Consider the following 17,247-nt stretch of genomic DNA (forward strand, 5'->3'; position numbering starts at 1 on the left):
TTCGCCTGCAGCGCCGCTAGCGCGGGATGGCGAGGCGCAGGTCGCTCTCGCGCATCATCAGTTCGGCGTAGATGAGCCGGGTCCGGTCCGGCGACAGGTCCAGGCCCCAACCCTCGAAGCCCGGCGACAGCGCGCCGATTTCGGTGACGGACGAGGTCGCCGGATCGAACCGCGCCAGCGCGGGGGCGCCATCCGCCGGACGGCGGACGAAGTAGATGCCGTCGCCGGCCGCGACCCAGTTCGCGCCGTCGCGGGGATCGAGCCCGGCGATCAGCCGTTCCCCCGGGCGGGGCGACGCGCCTACGCTCCAGTCTTCCCGCGGCCTTCGCCATAACCCGGGGGCATCGGGCCGGGTGAAGAGCAGCAGGCTGCCGTCGGCGGATTCGCGCGGGTTGACCGCGGCGTGGCGGGTCACCGCCAACGCTGCGCCGCCGGCTGCCGGCTGTGCGTGGATGCGCCACTCGCCGCTACGGTTGGATTCGAAGTAGATCCACGCCCCGTCGTGCGACCACGATGGATTGCGGTTGTCTCCGGGACCGCCGACGATCCGCCGCGGCGGCCCGCCTTCGGCGGAGACGGTGAAGATCCCCGTTGAGCCTTCCGGGCTGCCGTCGAATGCGATCAACCGGCCATCGGGCGACCAGGCCGGGTTGTCGACGAAGGCGCCGCCGAAGTCGGCGACCTGCACTGCGCCGCGGCCGTCGCGGTCGCTCACCCAGATCCCGTAGGGGCCGCCCCGGTTGGAGACGAAGGCGAGCCGTTCGCCGTCGGGCGACCATGCCGGATTGGAATCCCAGCGGGTCGACCCGAGCGGTTCGCCGGCATCGGTCTCGGCGCCGCTGGCGAGGTCGAACTGACGCAGCTGCGAGCGGTGCATCCATTGCTCGAAGGCGATGGCCTCGATGCCCGGTGCCGTGGCCGGCTGCTGCACGTTCTCGCTGCCGAGGGGGAGCGCGCGCAGCTCGCCGCCGTCGGGGTTCGCGGACCAGAGCCCGTAGGTCCCGGAACGGGTCGAGGTGAACAGCAGCCGGCTGCCGTCGGACGACCAGGCCAGGCCGTTGATCTTGCGGTTGTCGAAGGTCAAACGGGTCGGTTCGCCGCCGGCAAGGGGCACCCGGTAGAGATCCTTGGTGACCTCGTCGACGGCGCGCACGAACACGATCGAGCGGCCGTCGGGCGCGAAACGCGGGTCGGTGTCTCCCAGCGAGCCGGGAGCGGGCTGCGAGACGACCCGGCGCGCTCCGGTGGCGGGCGTTACGAGCACGATCCGGTACGGCGCGGTAGGGCTTTCCCGGCCGGCATAGGCGATCCGGCTGCCGTCCGGCGACAGGCTCATGCCGCGGATCCCGGTGAGCGATTCATCGGCGAACACGCGGGTCGACCCGCCGCCCAGCGCCGAGACGCGCATGATGTCCGTGCCGGAGGCGCCGACGCGCGCGAACAGCAGCGTGCGCCCGTCCGGGGTCCAGAGCGGATGGCGTTCGTCGCCCGCACTCGCGGTGAGGTTGAGCGAGTCCTCGCTGCCGATGGTTTTCACGTACAGGTCGAAGCCGCCCTCGCCGCCGTCGCGGATGAAGGCGACCCGGCTGCCGTCCGGCGACAGCGCCGGTTCGAGTTCGCGGCCAACGTGGCTGGTCAGCGGACGGACCTCGTAGCCGGCGGCCGCCGCCGGAGCGGCGGGCACCGGCTGTGGGCCGGGCCGCAGGGCGACGGCGCCGCCGAGCGCGATGGCGCCGCCGACCAGCGCATACACCGCGGCCCTGCGCCATTGCTTCGGCCTCGCCGCGGAAGACGGCGGCGAGGCGATCGGCTCCGCATCCGGCGCATGTGGGTCCGCCATGGCGGCTTCGGGCCCGGCCGCGGCGACCGCGGCGGCCACCCGCGCCGGCGCGATCGGCGCGACCAGGCGATATCCGGTCTTGCGGATGGTCTCGATGTAGCGCGGCGCCTTCGGGTCGTCGTCGAGGATCCGGCGCAGCTCCGAGATCGCGCGGTTGAGCAGGTAGTCGTCGCCGACGGAGCCGGCCCACACCGTCTCCAGGAACGTCTCCCGCGGGATCACCGTGCCGGGCCGCTCCGCCATCAGCGCCAGCACCTGCATCACCTTCGGCTCGACCTGGGCCACCCGCCCGTGGATCGAAATGCGGTTGAGCGAGGGCTGGACCAGCGCCTCGCCCGCGGTGAAGTGCGGCTGGCTCCCGCGCGCCGCCTGGTGCCCGGGCGCCGCGTCGATCCTGCCGATTGCCGTCTGCTCGTTCACCGCTCCCTTCGCCCGGCCCGGGCCCTCCGGCGACGCCCGCCGGCGTCTGCAGCGAATCTATAGCAAAACCCCATCGTTCCTCCATTCCGCCCGGCCGCCGCCGGGCGTCTCCTCGACGGCGTAAGCAGCCAGGAGGATGTGCCGATGATCGCTTTCCGCTCCCGAGTCGCCGCCGGTGCCGCAGCGGTGCTGGCCGTGCTGGCCGCCTGTGCGCCCGCCGCCGCCCAGAGCGACGGCGCCGCGCTGTACCAGCGCAACTGCGCGTCCTGCCACGGCGCCCACCGGCAGGGCACCGGGCTGGGCCCGGCGCTTGCGCAGCGGACCTACCGCTACGGCGGCACCCGCGAGGATCTGGCCCGGATCATCGCCAACGGCATGGTCTCGCGCGGCATGCCGGCGTTCGGCGACACGCTGTCGGCCGGAGAGATCGCCGCGATCGCGGCGTTCCTGCCCGCACGCCAGGGCGAGCCGCAGCCGGACCCGGAGGAGCTGCAGGCGGCCGCGAATGCCGCGCCGCGCGAGTTCGACGCGGTTCCGGGCGTGGTGGACACGCTCGACTACGCGGTCCGCGCCGAGGTCTTCGCCGACGGCCTGGAAACGGTCTGGGCGCTGGCCTTCCTCGACGCGGACACGGCGCTGGTCAGCGAGCGGCCGGGGCGGCTCAGGGTGATCCGCAACGGCGTGCTGGACCCGCGGCCGGTGCGTGGCACCCCGCAGGTGCACGTCAGCGCCCACCCGTGGAACCAGGGCGGCCTGCTGGATATCGCGCTCGACCCCGACCACCGCGAGAACGGCTGGATCTATCTCTCCTACAGCCACCGGCTGGAAGCGGCCGGCGCCGAAGGCGAGGTTCCCGCCATGACCCGCGTGGTCCGCGGCCGCATCCGCGATCACGCCTGGGTCGACCAGCAGGTGGTGTTCGAAGCCGAGCCCGCCGCCTACGAGGGCAAGTTCTGGCACTACGGCGGGCGGATGGCGTTCGACCGCGAGGGCCGGCTGTACTTCTCCATCGGCGACCGCGGCGTGCAGGAGCTGGCACGGGAACCGGGGCGGCCCACCGGCAAGATCCACCGGCTGATGCCGGATGGCTCGGTTCCGCCGGCCAACCCGTTGCGCGGCCGTGAGGGTGCGCTCGCCTCGATCTACAGCCTCGGCCACCGCAATCCGCAGGGGATGGCGCGCGAGCCGGCGACCGGTCGCATCTGGGCGACCGAGCACGGCCCGCGCGGCGGCGACGAGCTGAACATCATCGAGGCCGGCGCCGACTATGGATGGCCGGTCGTCACCCACGGCATCAACTACGACGGCACGCCGATCACCCCGGAGACGCGCGCTGCCGGCGTGGCCCAGCCGGTCTACTACTGGCGGCCCTCGATCGGCGTTTCCGGCCTGAGCTTCTATGACGGCAGCCAGTTCCCGCTGTGGCGGGGCAAGCTTCTCGTCACCGGCCTGGCGCCGCGCGAGCTGCGCCTGCTCACGCTCGATGGCGGCCGCGTCCAGCACGAGGAAGTCGTGTTCCGGGCCGAGGGCCGCCCCTACGAGCCGGTGGTCGGGCCCGACGGTGCCGTCTACCTGGTCACCGACGATCCCGGCCGGATCGTACGGCTGACGGCGCAGCGCGAGCGCCGCCTGTAGCGGACGCCGGCTCGGTCGCTCGCTGCCGGGCGCGCCGGTGCGAGAAGGCCGCGCGGTACGCGCCCGGGGCGATGCCGAGCTTGTCGGCGAAGTGTTGCCGCAGCGAATCGGCGCTGCCCAGCCCGCACGCCTCGGCGATCCGGTCCATCGGCAACGCGGTGGTTTCCAGCAGCTCGCGGGCGCGCCCGAGCCGTTGCGCCAGCAGCCACTGCAGCGGGCTGCTGCCGGTTTCGGCGCGAAAGCGCCGGGTCAGGGTGCGCTCGCCCAGGTGCGCGCGCCGGGCGAGCTCGGCCAGCGAGATCCGCCGGTCGAGGTGCCTGGCCGCCCACTCCCGCAGCGGCGCCAGCGATTCCCCGCGCTGCCGGTCCGGCGGCGGCGGGACGAACTGCGCCTGCCCGCCCGCGCGCAGCGGCGCCACGACCGCCAGCCGGGCGACCTCGTTGGCCACGGCGGCGCCGTAGTCGCGCATCACCAGGTGCAGGCATAGGTCGATGCCCGCGGCGACGCCCGCCGAGGTGACGATGTCGCCGTCTTCGACGAACAGCACGTCCGGGCGCAGCGCCACGGCCGGGAACCGGTCGCGGAACTCCTCCGAGCGCAGCCAGTAGGTGGTGGCGCCGCGCCCGTCCAGCAGGCCGGCCTGGGCCAGCGCGAACGCGCCGGTGCACAGCGACACCACCCGCGTGGACGTCCGCTGCGCGCGCTGCAGCGCCCTGGCGACCGCGGGATCGATGGTCGCCCGCGAACCGGATCCCACCACGATCACCGTGTGTGCGCGCCGCAGGACGCCGAGCCCCCGGCGTACCGCCAGCGCCAGTCCCTGCAGGGCATCGCTGCTGGCGATGCGTCCCGGGCGCGGGGTGCACAGCTCGACCTGGTAGCCGGGGAGGCCACCGATGCGCGCATTGCCGAGCACCAGGCCCGGGATCGCGAGGTCGAACGCGGTGACCGGCGGCAGTGCCAGGACGGCGACACGGTGCATGTCTGGAATATCCCGATCATTGTCGTTCCGGCCACTAGTCTAGCGGCGCTGCGAATCGGAAAGTAGCGGTTCGCCGGGCGCGATCGCCGATCGCGGCCGCGCGACGACGAATCCGGCGACGCGCTACGCGCCGGCTCCCACCCGCCATCCGACGAGGTCGAAGACGCATGCAGAATCCAGGGAACCCACAGCCGGCCGCCGGCGTGGAGGCGGTACGGGTCGACGAGGTGGTGCCGGTCGCGATCGGGCCGGGCTGCCTGCGCCGCGACCTGCCATCGCGCGAGGGCGTGCGCATCTGGGTGGTGGACATGGCGCCTGGCAGCATGTGGCCGCACGTCGACCAGCACGATGCCCAGGGCGAGGACGTGTACGTGGCGAGCGGCACGCTGATCGACGGAGAACGCGCGTACGAGGCCGGCAGCTATCTCAGCTTCGGCCCCCACAGCCGGCACCAGCCGCGCACCGAGACCGGCGTGCGCCTGTTCGGCTTCAACCTGCTTGGGAGGGCGGCGCCATGACCGGTGGATCCGGAGGGTCGCGCAGGGCCGGCGCCGGCATCGACCGTCGGACCTTTCTGCTGGGTGGCGTGGCGGCCGCGGTCTCGCTCGGCTTCGGGGTGCGCGCGGCGCGCGCCACCGGTGGCGGCGCGCTGCGGGTGCAGCGGCTCGCCTGGGCGGGGGTACGGCTGCAGCTGCCGGGTGCCACCCTGTTCGTCGATCCGCTGATCGATTCCGGGGTCTGGGAGTCGGCGCTCGCCGATCCCATCGTTGCGGTCGACGATGCGGTCGGCGACGCGTCCGTGCTCGTGACCCATCGCCACCCCGATCATTTCGACCCGACCGCGGTGGCGGCGGCGCTCGGCAAGGGCGGCACCTTCGTCCACGCCGCCGGCACCTCGTTCCATCCGCTGCCGGCCAACGTGCGGGAGCGGCTCGCGCCGCCGTGGGAGCCCCAGTTGCTCGGCGACTTCACCGCGACCCCGGTGACGGCGGTGGATGGATACGGCGACCAGCAGGTGTCGTGGGTGGTCTCGGGCGGAGGGCGGCGGATCCTGCACGGCGGCGACACGATGTGGCACGGCGACTGGTGGCGGATCGGCCGCCAGCTCGGCCCTTTCGATGCGGTGTTCCTGCCGATCAACGGCGCGCGGTTCTCGTGGCGGCAGCCGGCCAGCGACGAGTCCGCGGTCCTGACGCCCGAGCAGGCGATGTCGGCCGCCACCATCCTCGGCGCGAAACTGCTCGTGCCCATCCACTACGGGGTCGCCGGTGCGGAAGGCTACGCCGAGGTGGAGGACGCGCTGGGCCGGCTCGCGCGCGCCGCCGCTCCGGGCGGGCCGGTGGTGCGGGTGCTGCGGCCGGGAGAGTGGCTGGACTGGGGCTGAGGGGCGGCGGCGCGTGCGGCATCGAGCAACTTGCGGATGGCCGCGGCGTGCCTGCCCGTGGTCGGCGCCCAGTCGGCGGGCGCACGGCCGGCGCGATCGGGCCGGAACGGGTCGGCGCCGGCGGCGATCAGCGCCGCCACGATTCCCGCCATGCCGTGGACGAGGGCGCGGTGCAGGGGGCGCTGACCTTCGCCGTCCACCGCGTCGGGGTCGGCCCCGGCGGCGAGGAGCCGCTCGACCACGGGCGCATGCACGCGCGCGGAGGGCTTGAACAGGGCGAAGTGCAGAGCGGTCGCTCCCTCGTCGGTCGCCAGATCCACCTGGGCGCCGCGCGCGAGCAGCAGTTCCACCATCGCCAGTTCGCCGCTGCGGGCAGCCTGCATCAGCGCGGTTGGCGTGCCCCGGAACTGGGTCCAGTCCGGCGCCAGTCCAACGTCCAGCATCGCGGCCGCCAGCGCCGTGTCGCCTGCGGCGGCCACCGCGGGAAAGTCCCGTGTCGCCCATTGGCTGCGCGCGATGCCCCCGGAGAACGTCCATTCCGGCTCGGCGGGTTCGGTGGGCGCCTTCGGCGGCTTCCCGGCCACTGCCTTGCGTCGCGCCGCTGCGGCTGCGCGCGCGGACTTGCGGCTGCCGCGCCAGAACCCATGCCCTGGCGGAAAGCCGCCGGGGTCTTCCAGGTATTCCGCAAGCGCGACGTGTCCGGCCTGCCTGGCCGCGTCGGCCGGCGACACCCCGTCGTGATCCGCGTGCAGGCGATCGGCTCCGGCCTCCACGAGCTGCCGCGCGATGTCGGCGAATCCGCAAGCCGCTGCGATCCACAGCGCGCTGGCGCCGGATTCGTCGGCGCCGTCGACGTCGGCGCCGGCATCGATCAGCAGGCCGACCAGCGCGGCGAACCCGTGCGCGGCAGCCGCTGCCAGCGGAGGATCGAATGCGGCGACATCCGGGTTCGCACCGGCCTCCAGCAGCGCGCGCACGGCCGCCTCGTCGCCATGGCTGCAGGCCCATGCCAGCGGCGTGGACTGATAGCCGTGCAGGTCGATCTCGTCCGGATCGGCGCCTGCAGCGAGCAGCCGGTGGATCGCGGCGGTCTCGCATCGGGCGACCGCGTCGAAGAGGTTGTCCGGCTGTTGCGGGCGGGCGGTGCGCGAGTGCGTCATGGATCACCTGCGAAGCGGACGGGATGCGAGGCAAGATTACGGAAAACCGGGCCCGGTTGGTGACGCCGACGCATGCGGCGGGTGGCGTCCGCGATGGCCGGACCCGCCCGTTCCTCGATCCGCTGACCGATTCCGGGGCCTGGCAGCCGATGCTCGGCGATCCCATCGTCCCGGTGGCCGATGCGGTCGGCGGCGCGCCCGTGCGCGGGGCCCACCGTCAGGCTCACCAAGTGCAGGGTGGGGTGTGCTTCGGCAGCGGCGGGCCCCGGCTGCGGCGCCGGCGCCAACCTTCGTTTTACCTCGCTGGGTCAGCATGCTCCCGATCCCGCCAACCGGCGGCAGGGGACAAGAACATGCGCAGGATCCTGACGATCTTCCTGGCCGGGCTGCTGGCCGCGGTCGCAACCCTGGGGCTGGCCGGCTGGATCTGGTACGCGACGCTGGCCCTGGACGAGGAGCCCCAGCCCGACCCGCAGGCGCTGCCGGCCGCGTTGCCCTATCTGCAGCAGCGGTTGGACGCGCGCCGGGGCCGGATCCTCGCCGTCGTCAGCAGCGCCGCCACGTTTCCCGGCGGGGACAAGCGTGCCGGCTACGAGCTGACCGAGCTGTCGCGCGCGTACTGGGTGTTCACGGTCAACGGCTACGATGTCGACATCGCCAGTCCGCGCGGTGGCGAGCCGGCGATGGTCCTCGATGGCGACGACGTCACCGATGCCGACTACGCGTTCCTCAACGATCCTGCGATTCGCCGCAGCCTGGCGGCGACCGTGCCGCTGGCCGAGGTCGATGCTTCCGCCTACGCCGCGGTGTACTTCGTCGGGGGCAAGGGCGCCATGTTCGATTTCCCGGGCAACCCAGACATCGCCCGCGTCGTGGCCGCGACCACTGCCCGCGGCGGCGTGGTCGGCGCCGTCTGCCACGGGCCCGCGGCGCTGCTCGGCCTGCGCCGCGCCGATGGCCGTCCCTGGCTGCGGGACCGCCGGGTCACCGGTTTCAGCAACGCTGAGGAACTGTTCCTGATGCCCGACGCCTCCGCACGCTTCGCTTACCTGTTGCAGGACGAGCTGGTCGCGCAGGGCGCCGTGTTCGTGGAGGCGCCGATGTATCTAGGCAACACCGTCGTGGACGGCCACCTGGTCACTGGGCAGAATCCGTGGTCGACCTGGGAGGTGGCCGAGACCATGATCCGCGCGCTCGGCCATGAACCGGTGACCCGGGAGCCGACCCCGGAGGAGGTCAGCATCGGCCTGCTGCACCGCTACCGGCGCGACGGCCTGGCGGAGGCGATGGCGGCCAAGCGCGATGCGGCGCGTGCGGACAAGCGCCTGCTGGTGATGCATGCGGTGGTCGCGGCGATGCAGTGGGATCTGCGCACGGCGTGGCAGCTGCAGCGCCTGGCCCGGCACTAGCCGTCTTCCAGGGCCGGATCGACGGAGCGCGATCATGTCACGGGCGGGAATCAGGGTGTTGCTGGTGGAGGACGACATGGACGTGGCGGCGGGTCTGGGCGACTACCTGCAGGTGCGCGGCCTGGCGATCGACTTCGCCTTCACCGCCGCGCAGGCCCGGACGCGTCTGCAGGCCGACGCCTTCGATCTGGTCGTGCTCGATGTCAACCTTCCCGGCGAGGACGGGCTCAGCCTGTGCCGCGACCTGAAACGTCATCGGCGGCTGCCGCAGCCGGTGCTGTTCCTGACCGCACGCGGCGGACTGGACGACAAATTGGAAGGCTTCGCCGCCGGCGCGGTCGACTGGATGATCAAGCCCGTGGCGCCGGCCGAACTGCTCGCGCGGATCCAGGCGATCGCCAGCCACGTCGCCGCGGCCGCGGTTGCGGCGCCGCTGGTCGTCGGCGGCTACCGGCTCGACCCGGGCGGGGGCCTGCTGACCTACGCCGGCAGGCGCCTGCAGCTGCATGCCAGCGCGCTGGCGATCCTGGCCGAACTGCTGCAGGCCCATCCGGCCTGCGTGCCGCGGCAGCGCCTGATCGATGTCCTGTGGGGGGACGCGCCGCCGGGAAGCGACCCGCTGCGCGCGCATGTCTGGCAGCTCAGGCAGGCCCTGCGCACGGCATTCGGCACCCGGCCGATCGTCACCGAGCGCGGCATCGGCTATCGATTCGAGGCCGAGGCATGAAGCGCAGGCGCTTGCGTGGCGTGCTGGCGCGCCAATGGGCCGTGTTCGGCGTGACGCTTTTCGGCGGCTTCGTCGCGATGGCGGTCCTCTTGATGTACCTGCTCGAGGACCAGTTCATCGATCGCCGGCTGCGCGAGGTGGGCGAAGACGTGGCCGCCGGTGCGGTGCTTCTGCCCGCCGGCTTCTCGCGATACACGCCGGCGGCGGCTCCTGCCGCCCTGCTGGAGAGGATCGATCCGCAGCGGACGGGTGCGCTGCGGGAACTGCGGCTTCCGGACGGGCGCTACGTGCACTTGCTGGCCGGGCGCGACCGCCGCGGCGCCGCCTTCCTGCTGGTCTACGACGTCACCGACCAGCTGTACGTCAACTCGGCACTGCACGCCGGCTGGCCGTGGCTGCTGGGCATGGTGGCGTTGCTGGCGGCGGCGGCGTGGGCGCTGGCCAGCCGGTTCGTGGGGTCGTTGTCGGGGCGGGCCGCCGCGTTGGTGCGCGGCCTGGGCGATGGCGAGGATATCGCCGGCCTGCGGCGGCTCGGTGCGGACGAACCGATCGAGGAGTTCGCCGAGTTGGCCCAGCGCGGCGCCGATGCCTGGGAGGCCCGGCTTTCGGCGCTGGCCAGCGAGCGCGAGACGCTCGCCTTCCTGGGCCACGAACTTCGCACGCCGCTGCAGTCGGCGCGCACGAGCCTGGCGTCGCTGCAGCACGATCGCGGCGATGCCGCCGCCTGGCAGCGGCTGCAGCGGGCGCACCAGAGGCTGGTGCGCGCCAGCCAGGCGATCCTGTGGCTCGATCGGGGGAGCGCCCCTTGCGCTGCACCGAGTTGCGAGGCGGCACCGCTGTTCGCCTCGCTGGCGGCGGAGTTCGCGCCGCTCGCGCGCGCCCGGCGACAGGAAATCCGGTTCGACCCCCCCGCCGGCATTCGTTGGCCATGGCCTGGCGAGATCGTCGAGACGATCGCCGCCAACCTGCTGGCCAATGCGATCCAGCATGGCGGTCCCGGATCCGTCGCGGTCACCGCCGACGAAGAGGGGTTCGTGATCGAGAATCCCGTGGCCGACGATGCCGACACCCCCGGCTTCGGGCTGGGCCTGCAGGTGGCCAGCCGCCTGCTGCAGAGGTTCGGCGGGACACTGCGCCGTGGCGACCAGGACGGCCGGGTGTCGGTACGGGTGCGATTGGGCACGAGGGGGGCGTGACGCGCGCCGGGGCGGGTTCGGGATCGGCGGCCCTTGCGCCGGCTTCCACGGTCGAGCGGCCGCCGCACTGGACTCCGTTGTCCGGCCAGCCTTTCAGCCGACGCGACGGGCGTCGGAATCAAGGCAGGCGATCGCCCGCTGCCGACTGCGCCGGCGTCACCCGCCACACCGTGTTCGACAGGTCGTCGGCGACGATCAGCGCGCCGCGCGGATCCACGGTCACGCCCACCGGGCGGCCGCGGGTCTTGCCGTCCTCGCCGAGGAAGCCGGTGACGAAGTCGACCGGATCGCCGGCCGGGCGGCCGCCGCGGAACGGCACGAACACCACCTTGTAGCCGACCGGCTCGCTGCGGTTCCAGCTGCCGTGCTCGCCGACGAACACGCCGTCGGCGAAGCGCGCGCCCATCGCCGGCACCGAGAAGTCCAGGCCGAGCGCGGCGACGTGCGAGCCCAGGCTGTAGTCGGGCACGATCGCCGAGGCGACCTTTTCCGGATCCTGCGGCCGCACCCGCGGATCGACGTGCTGGCCCCAGTAGCTGTAGGGCCACCCGTAGAAGCCGCCCTCGCGCACCGAGGTGAGGTAATCGGGCACCAGGTTGGGGCCGAGCTCGTCGCGCTCGTTGACCACTGCCCAGAGCGTGCCGCTGCCCGGCTGGATCGCGAGCGCGGTCGGGTTGCGCAGCCCGGTCGCGTAGGGCCTGTGCGCGCCGGTCCTCGCATCCACCTGCCACACCATCGCGCGGTCCGCCTCGGCGGTCATGCCGCGCTCGGTGATGTTGCTGTTGGAGCCGATGCCCACGTACAGGAATCGGCCGTCCGGACTCGCAGTCAACGCCTTGGTCCAGTGATGGTTGATCTCCGAGGGCAGGTTCGTGACCTTTTCGGGCGGGCCGGAGGCGCGGGTCTGGCCGTCGCGGTAGTCGAAGCGCACCAGCGCGTCCTGGTTGGCGACGTAGAGATCGCCGTCCACCAGCGCCAGCCCGTAGGGCGCGTCGAGGTCCTCGGCGAACACGCTCTGCTGGTAGCGGCCGTCGCCATCGGGATCGCGCAGCAGGGTCAGGCGGTCGCCGCCAGGCACCTGGGTGGTGCCCTTGGACTTGATGTAGCCGGCGATCACGTCCTTGGGCTTGAGGCTGGGCGCGTGGCCGCCGCGGCCCTCGGCCACCAGGATGTCGCCGTTGGGAAGCACCAGGGTCTGGCGCGGGATCCGCAGGCCGGTGGCGATGGCGGTAATGGTGTAGCCCTCGGGGACGGTCGGGAGCCGCTCGCCCCATTGCGCCGGGTCCGCGACGTTCATGGCGGGCAACAGCCCGCGCTGCTGGTCCGGGAGCGCCGGATCGGAGCCGTACTGGGCCGGATCCGGGTCGCTGCCGCCGCATCCGCCGAGCAGCAGCGCCAGCCCGGCCGCCGCGAATGGCACGGAACGCTTCATGCGGCACCTCCGGCGCGGAGGCGGGAAAAGCCGAGCCAGGTCGCCGCGGCGGCCAGCACGGTCACCAGTGCCGACAGCACCAGCCCCGTCGGCATTGCGGCCCAGGCATCCCGGGCGTGGACCAGGGCGTCGTAGAAGCCCAGGATCCAGGTCAGCAACAGCAGGCCCGCGTAGATCAGCGGGCGGCCGGAGCGCCGGTCGCCGCGGAACAGGTCGACCAGGGCCCAGACCAGCGCGCCGGCACCGAGGACCAGGCCGCCCGCGATCAGCCAGGAGGCGAAGTTGGCCCACTGGATGTGGTAGCTGGATGCGTACGCGATGTCGCTCAACAGAGCGCCGAGGAACAGCGGCGTCGCGCCGGCGAGCAGGAAGGCCTGCAGCGGGTGCAGCCCGCGCCGGTGGCGGGGAATCCGGTCGGCAGTGACGGTCATGGCGAAGTCTCCTGTGTTCGATCGGGGGCGCCAGCGGCCGCGCCAGGGCGCACCGGAATCGAAGCGCCGAGCCTAGCCGGAGGGCCGTGGTCGCAGCGCGACGATGCGGCATGCGGTGCGGGCCGGGGTGTCGGGCCGGCGCAACCCGCGGCCCACGAGCGCTGCCAGCCGAGGTGCGGGCGGTCGCGTGCAGGTGCCAAGGGCGCGGCGCGCTTCGGGATGACGCTGCCCGATCGCCGGTGATAGGTTTGCGGCATGAGCGATCCCGCGAAGATCAGGTTCACGGCCCGGCTGCTGCGCCCGGCCAGCCCGAAGGGCGCCGCATGGACGTTCCTGGTCCTGCCGGCGAGCGCCAGCGCCAGGTTGCCGACGCGCAGCATGGTCAGCGTCGACGGCACGCTCGAAGGCCGTCGCTTCCAGGCGACGCTGGAACCGGACGGGCAGGGCAGCCACTGGCTGAAGGTCGGCAAGGCGCTGCGCGAAGCGGCCGGAGCGGCGGCGGGCGACACCGTCGCGCTCGAGATCGCTCCGCCGGCGAAGGAGCCCGAACCCAGGGTTCCGGCCGACCTGCGCAAGGCGCTCGCTGGGGCGCCGCACGCGCGCGAGCAGTGGTCCAGCCTCACGCCCTTGGCGCGCCGTGACTGGATCCATTGGATCGCCTCGGCGAAGAAGGCGGAAACGCGCGACCGGCGCGTCGCCAATGCCTGCTCGATGCTGGCTTCCGGCAAGCGCCGCGCCTGCTGCTTCGACCGCTCCGGACTCTACAGCAAGGGGCTGTCCGCTCCCGAACCGGCCTCCTGAGTGCGGGCCCCGGTTGTCCGTGGAGCGACGGTTCGCGGGCCGCCCAACCAACGGCACGGGCGGGCCGGGCCCCGGCGCTGCAAGCATCGCCCATCCCGGCCGTACCGGAGGACAGGATGAGCAAGCGATGGGTGGCGACGGCGCTCGGCCTGGCGATGTGGTCGCCGAGCGTCGCGTGGGCGCAGGTGGATCTGACCGTGCTGGATCGCGACATGGCCGGTCGGCCGGCACAGGTGCTGGTGCTGGGCTCGGTGCATCTGGCGCAACTGCCGGAAAAACCCGTGCCAGGCGCGCTGGACGGCGTGCTCGACCGGCTGGCGACGTTCGCGCCGGACATCATCGTGGTGGAGGACGTCTCGGGGCAGGAATGCGATCTGGCGGCACGCCATCCCGAGCGCTACGGCAGCGGCTACTGTCACGACAATTCCGCGGCGCGGGCCGCAACCGGGTTCGACGTTCCCGGTGCGCTCGCCGCCATCGACCGCACGCTCGAGACATGGCCGGCGCAGCCGACCGCGGCGCAGCGGCGGCGCCTGGCGGCGCTGTTCCTGGCGGCGCACGAGCGCGCCTCGGCGTATGCGCAGTGGCTGCAGTTGCCGGAGGCCGAACGCCGCCCGGGCGACGGCCTGGACCAGGCGCTGGTGGAGATGCTCGGGCGGATCGACGCCCACGGCAGCGAGAGCTACAGCATCGGCGCGCGCCTGGCCGCGCGGCTGGGCCTGCAGCGCGTGCACGGCGTCGACGACAACACCGGGCACACCATGGACCTGCCCGACCCGGAGGCGTTCGGCAAGGCGGTGTCCGACGTCTGGAGCAAGGCGGCGCCGGCCTGGGAAGCCAGTATCGCGCGGGAGACCGAACTGGCACGTGCGCCGGATCTCTTGCCGCTCTACCGCCACATCAATCATCCCCGATACCAGCAGCTGGCCGCCGAGGCCAACGTGCTGACGATGATGCGCGCCGACACGCCGGAGGACTACCCGCAGATGTGGGTGGCCGCGTGGGAAACCCGCAACCTGCGCATGGTCGCCAACATCCGCGAGAGCTTCCGCGAGTGCCCGCGCGCGCGGGTGCTGTCGATCGTCGGCGCCTCGCACAAGCCGTGGTTCGACAGCTGGCTGGGACAATTGCAGGGCGTGGAGATCGTCGATGCGCTGGAGGTGCTGGAATGAAACGTCCGCTGGCGGCACGGGGGTGACCCGGCGCCCGGCCCCGGACGGCGCGGCCCGGCTGGCACCGCAGGCACCGGCCCGCTCAAGCGCGAGCGCCGCCCGCCACCCGTCTGCGGGCGCCCTCGCACAGGCGCGCGGCCGAGACCACGGCGCGGGTGTGGACGCCTTCTCCGGCGATGCCCGCCGCATCCTGCAACTCGAGCTTGAACCGGTAGAGCCTGCCATCGCGGCCCAGGCAGGTGGCGCGGATGCGGACCTCGGCGAACAGCGGCGTCGCCGCCAGATGCCTGATCTCGACGCCGACCCCGACCGAAACCTCGCCCTCGCCCAGTAGCGGGCGCATCAAACGCGCCGCCGCCAGTTCCATCAGGCCGATCATCCGCGCGGTCCCCAGCACGTCCGGGAACTCGTCGTCGTCCTCGAGACGCAGATTGCGCGGCGAGTCGGCGGCCGCGACCCGGTAGGCCAGCTCGTATGCGGTCCCGGCGAGCGATGGCGCCGCGCCCTCCGTTGCCGCTGCCGGGTCACTCATCGGCATCGCCCGTGGGCACGATGGCGGCGGTCTCGACCATCAGCACCACCGCGCGCCCGGGTGCCCGGGTGCGGTGCAGCACGCCCCGCGGCACGACCAGCCCCTCCCAGCGCCGCAGGTCCACCGTGCGGTCCTCCAGATCGACCAGGAACGTCCCATCCAGGACGAAGAAGAATTCGTCGTCGGCGACGTGCCGGTGCCAGTGGTATTCCCCCGTCATGACGCCGAGCCGGACCACGGCATCGTTCACCCGGCAGAGGGTCTGGTTGTACCAGCGGTCGGTGCAGGCCGCGGCCAGTGCGGCGACGTCGATCGTCGCCAGCGCGGGAAACTTGATGTCGAGGTGGGTGGCGTAGGGGAGGCTCGGGTCCGGCATGGCGATCGGCGGGTGGTGGAGACGGGCCGACTGTACGAGCCTCGATAATTGGTGTCCAATATATTTAAACAGCCAAGTCAATATATAAACAGATATGAATTTGCGGCAAATCCAGGTGTTCCTGGCCGTGGCGCGCCATGCCAGTTTCTCCACGGCCGCCGAGGAGCTGCGGATCGCGCAATCCGCGGTCAGCATCGCGATCCGCCGGCTGGAGGAGGATCTCGGCAGCCGCCTGTTCCATCGCAGCAAGCGTTCGGTGGAACTGTCGCCGGCCGGGCGCGCGTTCCTGGCCAGGGCGCAGCCCGCGCTCGCGCAACTGGATCTGGCGCGGCAGGAGCTGCGCGCGATCGAGGCCGGCATCGGCGGCTCGCTGGCGCTCGCGGCCCCGGCGATGGTGGCCGGGTTCGCGCTGGCCGCGCCGCTGGCGGCCTTCCAGGCGGCGCATCCGGGGGTGCGGGTGAGCCTGGCGCAGGCCGGCGCCGGCGAGATCGCCCGCCGCGTCGCCGCCGGCGAGGTGGAGCTCGGCGTGATCGCGAGCGAGGACGCCGAGCCGGGGCTGGAGATCGTCGAACTGGCGCGGTTCCGGAACGTCGCCTGCATGGCGACCGCATCGCGTCCTTCCACGGGTGCGGCGATGTCGTGGTCCGAGCTGCTGTCGCGGCCGATCATCGCGTTCCCGGCCGGCTACCACCAGCGCAGCCGGCTCGAGGCGCACGCCCGCAGGCTCGGCCTGGTGCCCGGCATCGTCATGGAAACCGAGAGCGTGGCGGTGCTGATCGAAGCGGTGCGCCGCGGCATCGGCGTGGCGACGCTGCCGGAGCCCGCGGTGCGCGACGTCGATGGCGTGGCCTGGCTTCCGCTGGAGGGAAACGATGTCCTCTCGGTCGGCGTCTGCCATCGCCGCGACTATCCGCTGTCGCGCGCGGCACGGGCGCTGGTCGAGCATCTGCGGCGGTGAGGCGCGAGGCGCCGGCGTTCGCTCGACGTTTGCGCGCCGCGTCCGCGGCGTGTCCAATACCCAACCCGCTCGAGGACCGACGCCCATGGAATCCGGCAACGCCGAACGCACCGCCACGGCCGTGCTGTCGCCCGAAGAGGCCCGCGTGCTGGGCTGCCTGATCGAGAAGGAGGCGACCACGCCCGACCTGTATCCGCTCACCGTCAGCGCCGCGCAATCGGCCGCCAACCAGAAGACCGCGCGCGACCCGGTGATGGCGCTCGATCCGGGCGCGGTGAACCACGCGCTGCGGCGGCTGGAGCAGGCGGGGCTGGCCAAGCAGGTGTTCTCCACCCGCGCCGAACGCTACGAGCACCGCGCAGGCGCCCATTTCAGCCTGCCGCAGCAGCAGGTGGCGCTGCTCGGCCTGCTGCTGCTGCGCGGCCCGCAGACCGTGCACGAGCTGCTCGCCCGCAGCGAGCGCCTGAGCCGGTTCGCCGACGCCGAGGACGTCCGCCATCACCTCGAGCGGCTGTGCCAGCGGGAGCCGGCGCTGGCGGTGCTGGTGCCGCGCGGACCCGGCCAGCGCGAGGACCGCTATGCGCATCTGCTGTGCGGCCCCGTGGATGTCGCCGCGATCGCCGCGCGCGTGCCGGCCCAGGCGCCGGCGCCGGCAGCCAGCGCTGCGCTGGAAGCGCGCCTGCAGGCGCTGGAAGCCGAGGTCGCGGCGCTGCGCGGCCAGGTCGCGCAGCTGCTGGGCGCCGGCGGATCGGAGCCGGCGGGCGAGTGACGGCCCTCCGGGTCACCGGCGGG

Annotated in this window: 17 protein-coding genes; 10 read left to right on the forward strand and 7 right to left on the reverse strand. The window is 73.0% G+C overall.

What is annotated here, in order from left to right; translation table 11 throughout:
- Positions 1-16 precede the first annotated feature (16 nt).
- Positions 17-2,260, reverse strand: a complete 2,244-nt coding sequence (locus tag QFW77_RS11600; protein WP_280574873.1) for an LpqB family beta-propeller domain-containing protein — start codon at positions 2,258-2,260, stop codon at positions 17-19.
- Positions 2,261-2,404: 144 nt separating this feature from the next.
- Here QFW77_RS11600 and QFW77_RS11605 point away from each other — a divergent pair, with 144 nt between their 5' ends.
- Positions 2,405-3,895: a PQQ-dependent sugar dehydrogenase gene (locus QFW77_RS11605; RefSeq protein ID WP_280574874.1), complete on the forward strand. Its 1,491-nt coding sequence runs from the start codon at positions 2,405-2,407 to the stop codon at positions 3,893-3,895.
- Here QFW77_RS11605 and QFW77_RS11610 read toward each other — a convergent pair.
- Complete coding sequence (locus tag QFW77_RS11610) at positions 3,837-4,877, reverse strand: GlxA family transcriptional regulator (RefSeq protein WP_280574876.1); 1,041 nt, start codon at positions 4,875-4,877, stop codon at positions 3,837-3,839. The two genes, QFW77_RS11605 and QFW77_RS11610, sit on opposite strands and share 59 nt — an antisense overlap.
- Before the next feature lie 167 nt (positions 4,878-5,044).
- On the opposite strand from QFW77_RS11610, the gene QFW77_RS11615 reads away from it, so the two are divergent.
- Together QFW77_RS11615 and QFW77_RS11620 are read left to right on the forward strand one after the other, a co-directional pair.
- On the forward strand, positions 5,045-5,395 hold the full coding sequence (locus QFW77_RS11615; RefSeq protein ID WP_280574877.1) for a cupin domain-containing protein: 351 nt from the start codon (positions 5,045-5,047) through the stop codon (positions 5,393-5,395).
- Entirely contained in the window at positions 5,392-6,261 is an 870-nt protein-coding gene (locus tag QFW77_RS11620; RefSeq protein ID WP_280574878.1) for an MBL fold metallo-hydrolase, read from the forward strand. The genes QFW77_RS11615 and QFW77_RS11620 overlap by 4 nt, the downstream gene beginning before the upstream one ends.
- On the opposite strand, the gene QFW77_RS11625 is transcribed toward QFW77_RS11620, so the two are convergent.
- Positions 6,156-7,421 carry an ankyrin repeat domain-containing protein gene (locus QFW77_RS11625; protein WP_280574879.1) on the reverse strand — a complete coding sequence of 422 codons (1,266 nt, stop codon included), beginning with the start codon at positions 7,419-7,421 and terminating at the stop codon, positions 6,156-6,158. The two genes, QFW77_RS11620 and QFW77_RS11625, sit on opposite strands and share 106 nt — an antisense overlap.
- Positions 7,422-7,774: 353 nt before the next feature.
- Between QFW77_RS11625 and QFW77_RS11630 the strand changes: the two genes are divergently transcribed.
- The 3 genes from QFW77_RS11630 to QFW77_RS11640 are packed head-to-tail and all read left to right on the forward strand — an operon-like array spanning position 7,775 to position 10,753.
- On the forward strand, positions 7,775-8,830 hold the full coding sequence (locus QFW77_RS11630; protein WP_280574880.1) for a type 1 glutamine amidotransferase domain-containing protein: 1,056 nt from the start codon (positions 7,775-7,777) through the stop codon (positions 8,828-8,830).
- Positions 8,831-8,864: 34 nt separating this feature from the next.
- On the forward strand, positions 8,865-9,557 hold the full coding sequence (locus QFW77_RS11635) for a response regulator transcription factor (RefSeq protein WP_280574881.1): 693 nt from the start codon (positions 8,865-8,867) through the stop codon (positions 9,555-9,557).
- Positions 9,554-10,753 carry a sensor histidine kinase gene (locus QFW77_RS11640; protein WP_280574882.1) on the forward strand — a complete coding sequence of 400 codons (1,200 nt, stop codon included), beginning with the start codon at positions 9,554-9,556 and terminating at the stop codon, positions 10,751-10,753. The genes QFW77_RS11635 and QFW77_RS11640 overlap by 4 nt, the downstream gene beginning before the upstream one ends.
- 118 nt (positions 10,754-10,871) lie before the next feature.
- On the opposite strand, the gene QFW77_RS11645 is transcribed toward QFW77_RS11640, so the two are convergent.
- The gene (locus tag QFW77_RS11645) at positions 10,872-12,185 is read right to left on the reverse strand and encodes a PQQ-dependent sugar dehydrogenase (protein WP_280574883.1); all 1,314 of its coding nucleotides are present in this window, start codon (positions 12,183-12,185) and stop codon (positions 10,872-10,874) included.
- Complete coding sequence (locus tag QFW77_RS11650) at positions 12,182-12,616, reverse strand: DUF2231 domain-containing protein (protein WP_280574884.1); 435 nt, start codon at positions 12,614-12,616, stop codon at positions 12,182-12,184. Before QFW77_RS11650 ends, QFW77_RS11645 begins: the two co-directional genes overlap by 4 nt.
- Positions 12,617-12,871: 255 nt before the next feature.
- On the opposite strand from QFW77_RS11650, the gene QFW77_RS11655 reads away from it, so the two are divergent.
- Both QFW77_RS11655 and QFW77_RS11660 read left to right on the forward strand, forming a co-directional pair.
- A complete protein-coding gene (locus tag QFW77_RS11655) occupies positions 12,872-13,417 on the forward strand; it encodes a YdeI/OmpD-associated family protein (RefSeq protein WP_280574885.1) in 546 nt (181 codons plus the stop codon).
- A gap of 116 nt (positions 13,418-13,533) precedes the next feature.
- On the forward strand, positions 13,534-14,589 hold the full coding sequence (locus tag QFW77_RS11660; RefSeq protein WP_280574886.1) for a DUF5694 domain-containing protein: 1,056 nt from the start codon (positions 13,534-13,536) through the stop codon (positions 14,587-14,589).
- Positions 14,590-14,671: 82 nt separating this feature from the next.
- On the opposite strand, the gene QFW77_RS11665 is transcribed toward QFW77_RS11660, so the two are convergent.
- Together QFW77_RS11665 and QFW77_RS11670 are read right to left on the reverse strand one after the other, a co-directional pair.
- The gene (locus QFW77_RS11665) at positions 14,672-15,121 is read right to left on the reverse strand and encodes a thioesterase family protein (RefSeq protein WP_280574887.1); all 450 of its coding nucleotides are present in this window, start codon (positions 15,119-15,121) and stop codon (positions 14,672-14,674) included.
- Positions 15,114-15,497, reverse strand: a complete 384-nt coding sequence (locus QFW77_RS11670) for a cupin domain-containing protein (protein ID WP_280574888.1) — start codon at positions 15,495-15,497, stop codon at positions 15,114-15,116. The genes QFW77_RS11665 and QFW77_RS11670 overlap by 8 nt, the downstream gene beginning before the upstream one ends.
- A 94-nt stretch (positions 15,498-15,591) precedes the next feature.
- Here QFW77_RS11670 and QFW77_RS11675 point away from each other — a divergent pair, with 94 nt between their 5' ends.
- Entirely contained in the window at positions 15,592-16,455 is an 864-nt protein-coding gene (locus QFW77_RS11675; RefSeq protein ID WP_280574889.1) for a LysR family transcriptional regulator, read from the forward strand.
- 85 nt (positions 16,456-16,540) lie between these two features.
- Complete coding sequence (locus tag QFW77_RS11680) at positions 16,541-17,224, forward strand: YceH family protein (RefSeq protein WP_280574890.1); 684 nt, start codon at positions 16,541-16,543, stop codon at positions 17,222-17,224.
- Positions 17,225-17,247: the final 23 nt, after the last annotated feature.

This window comes from Luteimonas endophytica (genome assembly GCF_029887875.1).
Taxonomy (GTDB): Bacteria; Pseudomonadota; Gammaproteobacteria; order Xanthomonadales; family Xanthomonadaceae; genus Luteimonas; species Luteimonas endophytica.